Consider the following 13,624-nt stretch of genomic DNA (forward strand, 5'->3'; position numbering starts at 1 on the left):
GTTAAAGGGGAAAGGAGAGACAGATGCCGCTTGTTAACGTTGCTATTGTCGCGGTGGATGGGTTTAGCCCGTTCCACTACTCCGTTCCCTGCATTTTATTTGGCGATACGGTATCCGGGGAAAAGCGCTTTAACGTCACGATCTGCGCTGAAAAACCGGGTTTCCTGACCTCGAAAGACGGTTTTGCCCTGCACGCGACGCAGGATTTTTCCGCAATCGTATCGGCTGAAATTGTGGTTGTACCCTACTGGCAGCACGTGCTGGAGCGCCCGTCTCAGACGCTGCTCGACAGCCTGGTGCAGGCCAGAGACAGCGGGGCGGAAATCGTTGGGCTGTGTCTTGGGTCGTTTGTGCTGGGCTATGCGGGCATCCTTGATGGCAAACGGGCCGCCACCCACTGGGAGTTTGAACGCCAGTTCCAGTCCCTGTTTCCGAACGTTCGACTGGACATCAACGCGCTCTACGTGGATGACGGCAATATGATCACTTCGGCAGGTACCGCCGCCGCGCTCGACTGCTGTCTGTACATCATCCGCCAGCGCTTTGGCAGCGTCGTCGCCAATCAGATCGCCCGCCGGATGATCGTCCCGCCGCACCGCGAGGGCGGACAGGCGCAGTTTATTGCGCAGCCTGTGCCGAAAGATACCCGCGACGGGCGGATCAACTGTCTGATTGACTACCTTCAGGAGCATATTTCCGAGCCGCATAACCTGGATTCGCTGGCGGACGTGGTGTCGATGAGCCGACGCACGCTGACCCGCCATTTTATCAAGGCGACGGGCATGAGCGTTGCGGACTGGCTTACCACCGAGCGCCTGCGGCGCAGCCAGATCCTGCTGGAGTCCGGCAGCCTGCCCATCGAAAGCGTCGCCGAGCAGGTGGGGTTTTTATCAGCGGTGACGTACCGGCAACAGTTTAAGGCGCGCTTTGGCGTCAGTCCGGCGGAGTGGCGTAAGACGTTTCGTTCTCGCCTGTAGGCCAGGTAAGCGTAGCGCCACCTGGCAATTACCCCAACCGCTCCATCCTCGTCTCCCCCTCCACCATCGACAGCTGATACAGCGAAAACGAACGGTGCTTCTCAATCAACTGCGCCAGCTCCGGCGAGTGGCTGGTGAGCCAGATCTGCGAGTAGCGACTGGCTTCGGCAATCAGGCTCGCCAGGGCGGGCAGCATCTGCGGGTGCAGGCTGTTTTCCGGTTCGTTAAGGGCAATAAAGGCTGGTGGGCGCGGGCTGAGCAATGCCACCGCCAGGCACAGAAAACGCAGCGTGCCGTCGGAAAATTCAGCCGGTTCCAGCGGTCGGCTCAGGCCTTCGCGCTGCATCATCATGCGAAAGCGTCCGCCGGTGTTGTCGCTGTAAAACACGCAGCCGGGGAAGGCCTGGTCGAGAATGCGCATCAGCAGCAGCTCGTCGCCGATTTCGACAATGGTCTGAAACGCGGCGGCAAGGTTCGCGCCGTCGCTGGCCAGCACCGGCGAGCGGAAGCCCACCTGCGGCGCACGTATAGCCGAGCCGGACGAAACGGAAAATTCATGATAAAAGCGCCAGTTACGCAGGGACTCGCGCATCTGCGACACTTCGGGGTAGAGGTGCGGCTCGCCGAGCTGCCCGAACACCGACTCGTTCTCATACAGCGTACCGCTGTGGGTCACTTTTTCGTGATGCACGTTGTTCAGGAAGACCGCCTGATTCTTACGCTTCATCAGCTGTGACGACGGACGACGGTGCTGCCCGCTCAGCCAGATGGACTCCTCTTTGATCACCGGGTCGAGCTGAAACTGTGACGGATAGGGCAGCTTTTCCACGAACCCGACCTGGAGCTCATATTCATACGTTTCCGTTTCCACCGCCAGGTTCATGCGTCGCAGCTGATCGCTCCGGGTTTTGCCCGCCCAGAACACCTTCAAAATGCCGCCCTCGTTCGCCAGCGCCTGGGAGAATTGCCCCTGCGCCGCGCTGTGCATCAGGTAAATCGCTTTATAAATATTGGATTTTCCCGTGCCGTTGGGGCCGAACACAATGTTGAGCTGCTCCAGCTCAAGCGACATATCGCGAATCGAGCGGTAGTTCTGAATATGCAGGTTTTTGATCATCGGGGTACTCCGCTGTGCAATCGTAACCTGTACAGAATTACAGTATTTTGCGCTGAGCGCAAAAAAAAAGACGACAGTGAGGGTGTCGTCTAAACGGGGTACAGCTTTGGGCCTCTGTGGGTCAATGGGGCCTTCGCTTCTTTCTCATCAGGTAACGGCCAGACGCAGACCCAAATCATCAGGATAGGGATCAAAGTAGTTTTGCGTCATCAGATACCGGTCAGGGTATTCAGCCAGGTAATGCTTCAGCAGCGTCAGCGGCGCGAGGATCGGCAGCAGGCCGTCACGGTAATGCAGGATCACATCACGCAGTTCTCCGCGCTGGCGGCTGTTCAGCTGGTTACGGAAATAGCCCTGAATGTGCATCAGCACGTTGGTGTGGTTCTTCCGCGAAGCGGGTTTTTTCAGGATCGTCATCAGCTTGTCGCGATACGCCACGAAAAACGCGTCCAGATCGTCCCACTCATGCAGTGATGCCACGAACGGGCCAATTTCACGGTAGCCCGCCTGATGGTGCGCCAGAAGCTGTAGCTTATAGCGGCTGTGGAAGTCGAGCAGGGCGCGGCGCGTCACGCCATTTTTACGCAACATGTTCAGTTCATGCAGGGCGAAAACGCGCTCTACAAAGTTTTCCCGCAGCACCGGATCGTGCAGGCGACCATCTTCTTCGACGGGCAGCCAGGGGAAAGTGTCAAGGAGGGCGGCGGTGAACAGCCCGACACCCTCCTTGCGGCCCCGGTTGCCGTTTTCATCATACAGCCGCACGCGCTCCATGCCGCAGCTTGGGGATTTTGCACAGACGATAAAGCCCGACAGATCGCCGATTTTCGGCAGATAATCCGCTGTGAATGCGGCCATCTTCTGCGTGACGTCATCATGCGGCGCTTTGCTAAAACGCATTTCTGTCTCGCCGCGGGTGGTCATCACCAGACGCAGCGCCGGACGAGGCGTTGGCAGGCCAATCGCCATTTCCGGGCATACCGGACGGAAAGTAACCCACTGAGCCAGTTCATCCATCACAAAGCCCATACGCTTATGCCCGCCGTCAAAGCGAACGGCGGAACCGGTCAAACATCCGCTAATACCCAGCACAGGTTTCGTTGTCATGGTGTGCACCTCCCGATCTCATATCTAAAAGTTACACAACAATGCAAGTTTGTCCAAGTATTGGCGAGATTATTTTTTAATCTGCTTTAAAATCAAGGGCAATCAGCTGCCCTTGTAGGTCGAGTAACCGTACTGGCTAAGCAGAAGCGGGATGTGCAGTTTTTCGTTGGTGCGGGTGACGGTGAACAGCACCGGCACTTCCGGGAAGAAGGATTCCAGCTTTTTACCGTGGAAGTAATCTGCGGTTTTGAAGGTCACTTTATACACGCCTGGCACCATGTCCTCATCCTGCGGATAGAGCGATTTGATGCGCCCGTCGTGGTCGGTTTTACCGCTGGCAATCTGGGTCCACTTGTTCTGCTCCTGCTTCTCCAGCGTGACGGTTACATCCGCAGGCGGCATACCGGTTTGCTGGTCCAGAACGTGCACGCTCAGGGTGCCTGCCGGAGCGCTGAACGCGGCAGGAGCGAAAGCCATTGAAGCCAGCATCATCAGAGGGAGTGTCTTTTTCATCGTGTTTTCCTGTTAAGTTGTCGTTGACAGGAAAACGTTAGCACTCGCTGCGCGAAAAAATATTCAACTTTTCGTGAAGATTGCCACAGCAGAAAATAATCAGAGGATAATGACCTCAAGGGAAACCTGCTGCTGCCACTGCGCAACCTGCTTTTTCCGTGCGGCGTTAAGCTTGCCGCTGGTGACCAAAAGCCATTTGCGGTCCGGGAAAATTTCCGGGGCCAGCGCGGCAGGGGGAACCGGCAGTATGTCGATGCGGTGGCCCTGGCCGGTGCGCGTTAAGGCTTCAAGCCAGATCTCACACGGGTCGTTCAGATACCAGCCGCTGATGAGAATGTTATCGCCCGGCGCTTTTTTATCGCCTTCAAGGCAAAACGAGGTGTAGGCGATGAGGATGCCGTCGAGGATCTCACGCAGGGTCATGGCGGCGGCAACGTTGGCCGACATCTGGCCGCGTAGCGGACGCAGCACGTTAGCCACCAGCTCTGGCCGCGGGTATTCGCGCCCGGCGTCGTAAACCATCTGACGCAGGGATTCGATTTTGCCCTCCTGCAATTTTTGCAGCATGGCCTGTTGCAGGGTTTGCCAGTTATTGGCGCGGCGCGGAGCAGGGCGTTCCAGCAGGGATTTTACCTGGCCGATGGGTACGCCTTTTTTTACCCAGTCGAGGATTTTCAGCGCCTGCTGAACGTCCTCATCGCTGTACAGGCGGTGGCCGCCGTCCGTACGCTCGGGCTTGAGCAAGCCATAGCGTCGCTGCCACGCCCGGAGCGTGGTGGCGGTAATGCCGCTGAGTCTGGCGAATTCGCCGATGGAGTAAGCCATGTCTGCATCCGAAGAGGAGGAATAATCTCAATATACTACGAATATTTCCCGACGGGATGAAGCGCCGCATTGGTGCACTACACTTAACATCCAACCGCGTAAATGAAAGGAGCTCTCATGAGGCTATGGCCTGTTGTCACCGGTGTCGCCATTGCGCTGACGCTGGTTGCCTGTAAATCTCCCACGCCGCCGAAAGGCGTGCAGCCCCTAACCGGCTTTGATGCCAGCCGCTATCTCGGCAAATGGTATGAAGTCGCCCGACTGGAAAACCGCTTCGAGCGCGGTCTGGAACAGGTTACCGCGACCTACGGCACGCGCAGCGACGGCGGGATCAGCGTGCTTAACCGCGGCTACGATCCGGTGAAGAACAAGTGGAATGAGAGCGAAGGGAAGGCGTACTTTACCGGCGAACCCACCACGGCCGCGCTGAAGGTGTCGTTCTTCGGCCCGTTCTACGGCGGCTATAACGTGATCAAGCTGGACGATAAGTACCAGTACGCGCTGGTCAGCGGTCCGAACCGCGACTACCTGTGGATTTTATCGCGTACGCCGACCATCCCGGATGCGGTAAAACAGGACTACCTGAACACCGCGCGCGGTCTGGGCTTCCGGGTCGATCAGCTGGTGTGGGTTAAACACTGACCTACTGGTACGAAAACGTAATGCTCGCCAGGGCGTTAGCCGAGCCGGGGACCAGTTCTCCGGTTCGGATGTACTGCGCCTGGAACGGCAGCGACAGCGTTTGTGCTGCGCTGGTGGTCTGGATGAAAAACTGTCCCGTCGTGCCTGCGGCCGAGCTGTCCGGCCCCATCATCAGCGGCCCGGTGCCGTTATAGAAGAACTGCACGCCAATGCCGGAGGCCGTGGAGTCCCCGGTCAGCGTCACGACCGACGAGGTATTTGACGGCGTGGTCTGATCGGTCATCACGGCGTTAACCGCCACGTTCTCATCGCAGGTCAGGCTGACGTTAAATTCGCCCGACGGCGAGGTGCTGCCTACGGTGGGCAGCGTGTGAACGTCAATGGTGCCCAGTTTGACGTTGGTGCTTTTCGTTCCCACCGTGCAGCCGCTTGCCGTCACCGTGATGGTAGTCGGGTTGATGATCACCTGTGCGGTTTTCACTTCGTTGTTATAGGCCGTCAGGATCGCCGCGTTAATGGTTGGGGTCTGGTATACGCCGGATTTCAGCGGAACGCCGGTCTTGATAAACGTCACTTTTGCCGACCAGCCCAGTGTGGTGGCGTACCCGTTTGTCCCCTCGGCCGGATAGCTCTGCGTAATGCCCGCCTGCATCGGGACATAGGTCGTCCCGTTATAATCCTTAAGCCCAAGAATGAAGCCGATGCCGGGCACGCCCGTTTCAAATACCATGTAACTGGCGCCATCGAGAATCACCGTGATGCCGGTGGCCGTTACGCTGCTGCTCGGCTCCAGCGTACCTTTGGAGCAGGTAAATACCAGGCCGCACCAGAACACTTCCGATACGCTCGCGCTTGCACTCCATTCAGAGCCGATCGTCTTTCCGGGCACGATGGAATCTGCCGGGCCTGACCAGGACATGGGCGTGGGTGAAAGTGTGATATCCGATGTCCAGGAGAGGGCAAACGCCTGAGACGTCATGAATAACAGGGCTAAAAACAGTAAACGCATTATTGGTACTCCGTCGTCCAGGTCGCCACTGCCGAAACGTCTCCGGCATTGACCGGCGCACCCGTGGCGGCCAGTCGCGCATAGAAGGTCATTTTTACGCTGTCATCCCCCGCCGCACCGTAGGAGGTGGTCTGCGTGTCCAGCGGGATGAGCTCGCCGTCTTTATCCAGAATCTGCACCGCCACGCCGGTCGCGCCGCCGTCAGCAACTTTCAGAAGCTGCGGGTTTTCGTCATCCGGCGTGCCGCTGAAGCGGATTTTCACGCCAGCAAAGGTGGGACCGCACGCTTCCAGGGTGAGCGTGAAGGGCGTTTTAACAGGGCTGACCGCACCCGCCTCGCTAAACTGCTTCATGCCGACGGTTCCGAGCGGCACGTCTTGCTCCTTTGAATCTTCCGCGACAATGCAGGTATTGCCGATCACACTGCCGGTCACGGAAACCAGCACGTCATAGCCGCGCACGGGGACGGTGATGAACAGCAGCAGGATCAACGGGAGGAACCGAAGGGTTACTGACATAGAACCTCCTGGGAATAAAGCCCGGTGCGGGCGTGATAATTCTGCGGGTTCAACGCATAGTGGATCGTGCAGCGCTGGGTGCTGTTGCGCCCCCACACGGCACGTAACGTTCCCCTCGCGGACAGGCCGGTCAGATACACGCTGCCGCCATCGCCGACGATACCGCTGGCGTTGTCATCCTCTGACGAGACCAGCGTGCCGAAGGGGAGCACGTCCCTGGCGTGACGCACGATAAACATCGCTTTTGCCCCCTGACGCGTGGTGAGGGTGGCGCGAACCAGCGCCCCGTCGGTGGGTATTTTATTGGCGATGGCGTTCTCAAGCTCCACGTCATTGCCCACGGTGGTGACATCCAGCGCAACCTGATTGACGCGATACGGCGTGGCGTACGGGATCACCGCATAGCCCCGGCTGTCGGTTTTGATGCCCTTTTGGTTGAGCACAGCGACGTTGCTGGCGCCCGGGGCTTTCACCAGAATATTGGTGTTGCCGAGCGGCTGGCTCAGCGTCAGGCCATCCTCATGCAGCACCGCAGCGCCGCTCATCCCGTAGCTGAGGTTGCGGGCGTCGCCGGAATAGCTGTAGCCCAGGTTGTAGTCTCCCCACGCGCCCTCGTATTGCAGCGCGGCATCGCCGCCGTAGTGCTGCTGCGCGCTGTAGCGCTGGTTGACGCTATAGAAAAGATCTTCCTGTCCCGGCAGATAGCCGCTTATGCCCGTACTGGCGGTGGTGCCGGCGGGATCCGCATGGGTGGTGGTAAAACGAAGGCGGGTCGACAGCGCCGGGTTACCCAGCGGTACCGACAGGGATAACGCCACGATGTTGTCTTTCTTGTTGTCGTACAGGCTTGCGCTACGCTGGGCGCTGATGCCAAGCGACAGGTTACGAAACGTTGCGTTCCACGCGAACTGCAAGCTCTGCGTGGTTTTTGACGTATTCCAGTAGGTTTGTTGATCCCATGACAGCGACAGCGCCCCGTATTCGCCCATCGGCTGTGACAGCAGCAGCTGATTTTTTGCCTTACGCGACATATGCAGGTTGTAAAGCGTGTCGTAGCGGGTGGTGACGGTGCCATCATCTTCCAAGGTCTGTTCTGGCGCTCCGCCCGTCATGCCTTTGTAAGTGGTATCGCTGAGGGTATAAAACCCTTCCGTTGAATAACGCAGCGAGAAGAAATTAACCCGCGTACCGGTATCGTTCAGCAGCTTGCTGTACCGCAGGCGCACCGAGTCACCGGTGTAGCGCTGATTATCGGCCAGCTGGCTCCGGGCATGGGTAAGGTCGAGGGAGTACGCGCCAAAGCGGCCGAGATTCTGCCCGATGCCGAAGGCCAGGCCGTTGTAGCGATCGGAAAACTGCGCCCCGCCATAAAACGTGAGGCCATATCGCCAGCCCAGGAACAGCTCGCCCTGCGCGAAGGAGGGTGACTGCTGATTGCCCGTCGGACGGTATTTCCCCGCCCCCAGGGCATATTTCATCTGGCCGTTACGCACCAGATTCGGCACGCTGGCAAAGGGCAGGGTGTATTGCGTCTGGCTGCCGTCGCTCTCCTGAATGGTGACCGCAAGATCGCCCCCTGAAGAGGTCGGATAGAGATCTTTCAGCACAAACGCGCCCGGCGGAACGGAGGTTTGATAGATGATGTTACCGTTCTGGCGAACCGTCACCGTGGCGTTGCTGCGCGCGATGCCACGCACTTCTGGCGCGTAACCGCTCAGGCTGGCGGGCAACATGTTGTCATCGGTCTTCAGGGCGATGCCACGCAGGCCAACGGCGTCAAACACCTGAGATGACGTGAACGTTTCACCGGCATAAGCCTGAGCACGCAGGGCGCGAATATCCCGCTGTAGCCAGGTCTGCACGTGGGTAAGCTCGTGACTCCCTTTAGTCCACGTGGTGAAGTCACGCAGCCGCCATGCGCCCAGGTTGGCGCCGCTGTTGAGGCTCACGAACAGCTGTTGTTCCCGCGTGCGCGTCTCGCCCCGATACGCATTATTCGCCCCATTGACCACGTAGTTCAGCCACGCGGCAGTAATGCCGGATTCCCAGCTTTCCGGGTTGACGTACCCGCGCGGCAGAGTGCGCATCGCGCTTTGCGGTACGGTGAAGTTGAGGGTAAGCGTCCTCTGGTCAAAATCAAACCGGGTATCGGCGAACGACTGGGTTAAAAAAATGCAGCGCTGCGCAGGCGACAGCTCACCCCCTTTCGCCTGACGACTATCGATGCCAAGTGCGGCGAATTGCGCAGGCGTCAGGCACGGCAGGGCTTCACCGGAGGCATTTTCAGCGGCGCGAAACGTGACGTTACCTGTGAACGCGAACTGGGTGTTGATGTATACGTTAAGGTTGTACTCGCCCGGCGGCAACGCGCTCCCGGCGTTGACCCAGGCGAGGTCGGCGCTGTTTGCCTGTTCGCCGTTAAGAAACGCAGGATTAAAGTGCAGCTCGCTTTCGGCAGCCACGGCTTGCCGAATCACCAGGGCGATCGCCGTGGCGCACAGGATTTTTATTTTCATGTGGTCACGCCTTACCGTTTTTATTATTGGGACAACGACGTGCGGATGACGGGCGTCCAGGCCCCATAATCGTTAATGGTCTGGTAGCTCAGGCTGCTCGCCTGGCTGAAGGTGTCTGCCAGCGTCACGCTGGCTTTCGGCGGCACCATGACGGGCGACACCGGCCTGCCATCAATTTTCAGGTTAATGGTGGTGAGGTAATACGGCGTTGGGTTGGTCAGCGTGACCTTCCCCGCGCGGTATGCGCCAGCAAGGTTTTTCCATGCCTCTCCTGCGCCTTCCCGGAGCGACTCAGGGCGATAAAAGACCTTGATGCGGTTGGCTGAGGCAAATTGCAGTGAATTGCCGGAACCGTTTTTAATCTGCTGTGGGATGGCTTTGACCGTCATCCAGTACAGCGTTTCGCGATCGTCTGGCAGGGTTTTGCCGCTGAACATGATTTTCACCGCGCTTTCGCTGGCGGGTTTCATAACGTACAGCGGCGGCGTGATGACGAAGTCGTGCGTACGGCTCCCTTTCTCGTCTTCCATCCAGGACTGGATCAGGAAAGTGGCATCAGGATGGGTATTTCTTACCTGCATCATCGTCTGCGTCGTCGCGCCTGCGTAGACCAGCCGCGTTGCGCCCAACCCCACGCCGCCTGCATACACAGCGGATGAACATAACGTGCCAGCCAGACAAATCCATGTGTTTACGCGCATTGTGCATCTCCTGAATCTGAGTCAGACCCGACCAACAGGCCGGGCCTGAAGATCACGAATAGGTCACGGTGTAGGTTGCGACCGCGCTGGCATCACCCGCCGTGGCGTTGCCCTGCGGTGAGTAATATTTCGCGCTGAAGTTGAGGGTGTTTTCCCCTTTACGCAGAGGGATGGCTGCTGCCGGTTCACCCAGCCTTACGACGTTGCCCTGTTCGTCATAAAGACGGATAGCGACATGCTGCGCCGAGCCGGCACCGCCGTTTACGCCCGCGGCCAGGCTATTCACATCGGTGCTGTCCGGCGTACCGGTGAAGGTGATAGCCACGGTCGTTGCGGCAATGGGGTTCTGTTCCGTGGAAGCGGAGGTATCGGCGATTTCGCAATCCTCCAGCGTAATGGCGAAGGTTTTTGCGGTACTGGCTTCACTGCCTGCGGCGGCAAGCGTTGCGGTACGCACTTCACCCATGTCGACGTCAATATTGGCGCTGCCAGCGCTGATGGCGCAGGCGGAGGTCACCACTTTACCGCTGAAGTTGACCGTGCCGCCGCTGGTGGTAGCGGCCAGTGCTGAGCCCGCTGGCAGCAGGGCGGCAATGCTTAATGCCAGCAGAGAATGGCAAGTAAGGCGTGCTTTCATTTCATAGTTCCTTGGTTTTTTTTATTACGAGATTTGCTCTGAAAGCGGCAGGTCTAACTGGTTAAAAAGACCAGCAAATCTGTCTTATTCCTGAGCCCGAGTTTTCTTATTGCTGAGCTTTTTAAGGCGCTCACGCGGCGATAAGAAAGTTTCTCCAGTTCTGCGATGTAACGTATATCCAGTCCGTTCCTGAGTTCCTTTAATACCCTCCTTTCTCCTGGCGTCAGCGATAACGCCGCTGGCTGCTTTTGGGGCCGATAATGGCTATCAACCATTTTTGCTAGCTTCATCCGCCACTGATAAACCGTGTTCTGTAGCGAGATATAGGCATCAATATTTTCCCGGACCCATAACAGACAATGGGCAGAGGTGGAGTACAGGCAGATAATCACCTCGGGATGTGCGGCCTTGATTTTTTTTAAATATTTCAGGGAGTCATACCCTGTATGATATTTCTCTGCGCCTGATATAAATAAGATATCGATACGAATCGACGACAGTACCTTATCCAGTTCGTGATAACCTCCTTCTACGATATTTATCTGAAGGTCATCGCGGATGCTGCTTAATAACGTTTTAATGCCATTTCTTGCATAATGATCGCCGCCCATCAGTGCAACTGTAATATGCTGTGTTATTTGGGTAGTGTGCGTCATGTTATCCCCTCGATTTATAATAGTAATCAGGCGAATTATATACAGCGTTATCGCCAGTATTCTCGAAGCAATGACGTATTGCATAGTGTAGGCCTACTATACGTCGGCCAATAAAGAGGTAATCTGAATTAATCTAAAATTGTATTAATTACTAAGATCGAGACCGGTTACGACGTTTCCCTCTGATTGGTCTTATTCCGCTTCGCTTTCTGTAAATTATGATAACCGCAATTTTTCATGAAAATTTAGCTTTGATAAATGTTTTGTAAGGAGTTTGTCTTCTGGTGTCAGTGCGGGTGTGAAGTTGCTGACGGGGGATAACAATTTACGAGTGTTATCATCGATAAAAACTGATGAAAAGGTGGTTGGATAGTATACGAAACAGTTAAAAGTTATTGATATTACTCAGGTTAAGAAAAGTTAAGCCTTCAGGGTGCTGAATATTTCGGACACGGATGTCCGTGGCGTACAATCTTTTTTTATGTAGGGATTCGTCAATGTCAAGAGGCGAGCCGTGCACCAAAAGGAGAGGTTCTGAATATTGAGATGCTGCTGGTAGTCAGATAATTCTCGTGAGCGAAAATTCACTTCATAAAACATCATAACGGGAGAGGATGCTGATACGGCGGCTCTGCAAGCCGCATTCTGCAAGGGTTGAGTACTTATGCAGGTTCAGTGAAGCTTAAGAGAAGCAATATAAAATAGGATTTTTCGCCAATTGCTGAGATATACAGCGTGCCTTTAATCAGTCACATTGATCCCGACGCGACTGTCATCACATACATGCGGTGACTCAGGTTCAACATATGTTAACCGGAGAATTCATACTGCCCCTATGCATAAGCATTACATAATAAATAATATCGTCGAATTTCATCCTGCGGCCAGCACGTTACGTGATATCAACAATCCTGACCGCGTGGTTGTGTTAAATTCGCCAGCAGGCCGATGCCTGTTGCTATTAATCGACAGAGCAGGGTCGATTGTCACTCAGCAAGAGTTCCTGGATATTGTCTGGCAAAGCCGTGGCATGCTTGTCTCCTCCAATACCTATTACCAGAACATCTCAATCCTGCGTAAAGGGCTCAAAAAGATTGGTTTTGAAACTGACCCTATCGTTACCATTCCCCGCATTGGGTTGACGCTGGCAAGCGATACGCAAATAACCGTCAGAGAGCCTTCGCCTGCCGCGGCTCAACCCGTTGATGAACAGTGCGTGGAGGCACCGGCGTTCGAGGAGGCGTCAATAACTCCCGCGCCAGCAGCCCCTGTTGCTAAAAAGCACACGCGCTGGATGGCTGTGGTCATAGGGTTATTGCTCGTGCTGGCGGTGGCAGGCGTGACGGCGTATCTGAACGCCAGGGAAAATCGTTTTGTTGAGGACTACCGCTTCGCGGCATCCATCGGCGCCTGTCGCGTTTATCTTGCGAACGACATCCAGACCCACGCTGAACGTGCCTCCGCGCTGACCTATGTGGAGCAATTCAAGGCTGAATGCGCGCAATACCCCTGGGTTTACATCAGCTGGTACGCTCTGCTGCCCCGTGCGTCGGTTATTCGCTGCGATCGGCCCATGAAAGAACCGAACCGCTGTATATCTGATTATTTCCTGAAGGATAGCTAGCATGACTCGTTTTCGGCAGATGCTGTACCTCATTGCGACGTGCCTCGTCACGGCAGGCGTGCTGATGGGCTATTACCTGTGGCACCGTTCCTATGTTCAGCCTTTCTCATGCCAGGCTAATCTGGTACAGCACCATCCGGATGAGACGCTAACGGTCTGGCTGAATTATAACTTTGACGGGAAATTCGGTACCCTGAGCATGAATGCCCGCGCGCAGAGCGATCCGGGTAAAACCATCGACAGAAAAATTTCCTTCCGGGTGGAGCGAAAGGATCACCTGTATTTGCTGACCTCAGAAAAAAACATGACGTTCCCGGACGATAATGTCGAAGACCGCTGGCTGGAAAAATACGAACCGCAATTTTTTGTGTATCCAGGAAAAAGTATTTATATGCGTATCAATGAACAACATAATGGTAACTATATCTTTACGTTAGGAACATTACCGACATATGTGTGCCGGGGAACAAAAAAAGAATGATATAAACGAGAAAAACAGTATATTTTCCTCCCGTCTCATTTATGCTTGATTTAAAATATCAGGATTACCTTAGAAATATAAAGTGCGACATCTCATGTTGCGATAATGTAATTAATTTTAAATTTGGCAAGTAAAATGAAAACTGTATTTGACTCTCCCGATGGGGGGAAATCAGTACCGGCAAAGTGTCTGCATATTGGGTTGTTATTATGGCCCCGTTATTCACTTCTGGCGGTATCTGGATTGCTGGAAGCGCTGCGTTATGCAGCGAAAGCGCAGGATAAATTAGCATTTAAAATCA

Annotated in this window: 14 protein-coding genes; 4 read left to right on the plus strand and 10 right to left on the minus strand. The window is 55.6% G+C overall.

What is annotated here, in order from left to right; all coding sequences use genetic code 11:
• The first annotated feature begins 23 nt into the window (after window positions 1-23).
• Complete coding sequence (locus INF58_RS08300) at window positions 24-977, plus strand: GlxA family transcriptional regulator (RefSeq protein WP_193527490.1); 954 nt, start codon at window positions 24-26, stop codon at window positions 975-977.
• Window positions 978-1,005: 28 nt separating this feature from the next.
• Here INF58_RS08300 and INF58_RS08305 read toward each other — a convergent pair whose 3' ends face one another.
• The 4 genes from INF58_RS08305 to INF58_RS08320 form a co-directional block, all read right to left on the minus strand.
• Entirely contained in the window at window positions 1,006-2,094 is a 1,089-nt protein-coding gene (locus tag INF58_RS08305; protein ID WP_046621824.1) for an AAA family ATPase, read from the minus strand.
• A gap of 147 nt (window positions 2,095-2,241) precedes the next feature.
• Window positions 2,242-3,201 (minus strand): DUF523 and DUF1722 domain-containing protein, encoded by a 960-nt coding sequence (locus INF58_RS08310; protein ID WP_193527491.1) that lies wholly within the window; start codon window positions 3,199-3,201, stop codon window positions 2,242-2,244.
• 102 nt (window positions 3,202-3,303) lie between these two features.
• Window positions 3,304-3,714 (minus strand): hydroxyisourate hydrolase, encoded by a 411-nt coding sequence (uraH, locus tag INF58_RS08315; RefSeq protein ID WP_063452109.1) that lies wholly within the window; start codon window positions 3,712-3,714, stop codon window positions 3,304-3,306.
• Window positions 3,715-3,813: 99 nt separating this feature from the next.
• Window positions 3,814-4,539: a MerR family transcriptional regulator gene (locus tag INF58_RS08320; RefSeq protein ID WP_063868720.1), complete on the minus strand. Its 726-nt coding sequence runs from the start codon at window positions 4,537-4,539 to the stop codon at window positions 3,814-3,816.
• 117 nt (window positions 4,540-4,656) lie between these two features.
• Between INF58_RS08320 and INF58_RS08325 the strand changes: the two genes are divergently transcribed.
• Window positions 4,657-5,181, plus strand: a complete 525-nt coding sequence (locus INF58_RS08325; RefSeq protein WP_193527492.1) for a lipocalin family protein — start codon at window positions 4,657-4,659, stop codon at window positions 5,179-5,181.
• 1 nt (window position 5,182) lies between these two features.
• Here the strand turns inward: INF58_RS08325 and INF58_RS08330 are convergent, their stop codons facing one another.
• From INF58_RS08330 to INF58_RS08355, 6 genes are read right to left on the minus strand one after another with little or no spacing between them, the layout of a single operon-like run.
• Window positions 5,183-6,190: a fimbrial protein gene (locus INF58_RS08330; RefSeq protein WP_193527493.1), complete on the minus strand. Its 1,008-nt coding sequence runs from the start codon at window positions 6,188-6,190 to the stop codon at window positions 5,183-5,185.
• A complete protein-coding gene (locus INF58_RS08335) occupies window positions 6,190-6,708 on the minus strand; it encodes a fimbrial protein (protein ID WP_193527494.1) in 519 nt (172 codons plus the stop codon). Before INF58_RS08335 ends, INF58_RS08330 begins: the two co-directional genes overlap by 1 nt.
• Complete coding sequence (locus INF58_RS08340; RefSeq protein WP_193527495.1) at window positions 6,699-9,224, minus strand: fimbria/pilus outer membrane usher protein; 2,526 nt, start codon at window positions 9,222-9,224, stop codon at window positions 6,699-6,701. Before INF58_RS08340 ends, INF58_RS08335 begins: the two co-directional genes overlap by 10 nt.
• A 23-nt stretch (window positions 9,225-9,247) precedes the next feature.
• Window positions 9,248-9,925 carry a molecular chaperone gene (locus INF58_RS08345; RefSeq protein WP_193527496.1) on the minus strand — a complete coding sequence of 226 codons (678 nt, stop codon included), beginning with the start codon at window positions 9,923-9,925 and terminating at the stop codon, window positions 9,248-9,250.
• 52 nt (window positions 9,926-9,977) lie between these two features.
• A complete protein-coding gene (locus tag INF58_RS08350) occupies window positions 9,978-10,562 on the minus strand; it encodes a fimbrial protein (protein ID WP_112792086.1) in 585 nt (194 codons plus the stop codon).
• Window positions 10,563-10,615: 53 nt separating this feature from the next.
• On the minus strand, window positions 10,616-11,218 hold the full coding sequence (locus tag INF58_RS08355) for a LuxR C-terminal-related transcriptional regulator (protein ID WP_063868730.1): 603 nt from the start codon (window positions 11,216-11,218) through the stop codon (window positions 10,616-10,618).
• A gap of 835 nt (window positions 11,219-12,053) precedes the next feature.
• Here INF58_RS08355 and INF58_RS08360 point away from each other — a divergent pair.
• A complete protein-coding gene (locus INF58_RS08360) occupies window positions 12,054-12,842 on the plus strand; it encodes a winged helix-turn-helix domain-containing protein (protein WP_107534385.1) in 789 nt (262 codons plus the stop codon).
• A gap of 1 nt (window position 12,843) precedes the next feature.
• A complete protein-coding gene (locus INF58_RS08365) occupies window positions 12,844-13,323 on the plus strand; it encodes a hypothetical protein (RefSeq protein WP_064910040.1) in 480 nt (159 codons plus the stop codon).
• Window positions 13,324-13,624 lie beyond the last annotated feature (301 nt).

This window comes from Enterobacter cloacae complex sp. P24RS (assembly GCF_014982165.1).
Classification (GTDB): Bacteria; Pseudomonadota; Gammaproteobacteria; order Enterobacterales; family Enterobacteriaceae; genus Enterobacter; species Enterobacter quasihormaechei.

What these genes read in the sequence shown, in the direction of transcription:
- INF58_RS08355 (WP_063868730.1), bottom strand. Translation starts at nt 11,218, where the DNA reads ATGACGCACACTACCCAAATAACACAGCATATTACAGTTGCACTGATG.
- INF58_RS08310 (WP_193527491.1), bottom strand. Translation starts at nt 3,201, where the DNA reads ATGACAACGAAACCTGTGCTGGGTATTAGCGGATGTTTGACCGGTTCC.
- INF58_RS08335 (WP_193527494.1), bottom strand. Translation starts at nt 6,708, where the DNA reads ATGTCAGTAACCCTTCGGTTCCTCCCGTTGATCCTGCTGCTGTTCATC.
- uraH (WP_063452109.1), bottom strand. Translation starts at nt 3,714, where the DNA reads ATGAAAAAGACACTCCCTCTGATGATGCTGGCTTCAATGGCTTTCGCT.
- INF58_RS08365 (WP_064910040.1), top strand. Translation starts at nt 12,844, where the DNA reads ATGACTCGTTTTCGGCAGATGCTGTACCTCATTGCGACGTGCCTCGTC.
- INF58_RS08325 (WP_193527492.1), top strand. Translation starts at nt 4,657, where the DNA reads ATGAGGCTATGGCCTGTTGTCACCGGTGTCGCCATTGCGCTGACGCTG.
- INF58_RS08350 (WP_112792086.1), bottom strand. Translation starts at nt 10,562, where the DNA reads ATGAAAGCACGCCTTACTTGCCATTCTCTGCTGGCATTAAGCATTGCC.
- INF58_RS08300 (WP_193527490.1), top strand. Translation starts at nt 24, where the DNA reads ATGCCGCTTGTTAACGTTGCTATTGTCGCGGTGGATGGGTTTAGCCCG.
- INF58_RS08320 (WP_063868720.1), bottom strand. Translation starts at nt 4,539, where the DNA reads ATGGCTTACTCCATCGGCGAATTCGCCAGACTCAGCGGCATTACCGCC.
- INF58_RS08330 (WP_193527493.1), bottom strand. Translation starts at nt 6,190, where the DNA reads ATGCGTTTACTGTTTTTAGCCCTGTTATTCATGACGTCTCAGGCGTTT.
- INF58_RS08340 (WP_193527495.1), bottom strand. Translation starts at nt 9,224, where the DNA reads ATGAAAATAAAAATCCTGTGCGCCACGGCGATCGCCCTGGTGATTCGG.
- INF58_RS08305 (WP_046621824.1), bottom strand. Translation starts at nt 2,094, where the DNA reads ATGATCAAAAACCTGCATATTCAGAACTACCGCTCGATTCGCGATATG.
- INF58_RS08345 (WP_193527496.1), bottom strand. Translation starts at nt 9,925, where the DNA reads ATGCGCGTAAACACATGGATTTGTCTGGCTGGCACGTTATGTTCATCC.
- INF58_RS08360 (WP_107534385.1), top strand. Translation starts at nt 12,054, where the DNA reads ATGCATAAGCATTACATAATAAATAATATCGTCGAATTTCATCCTGCG.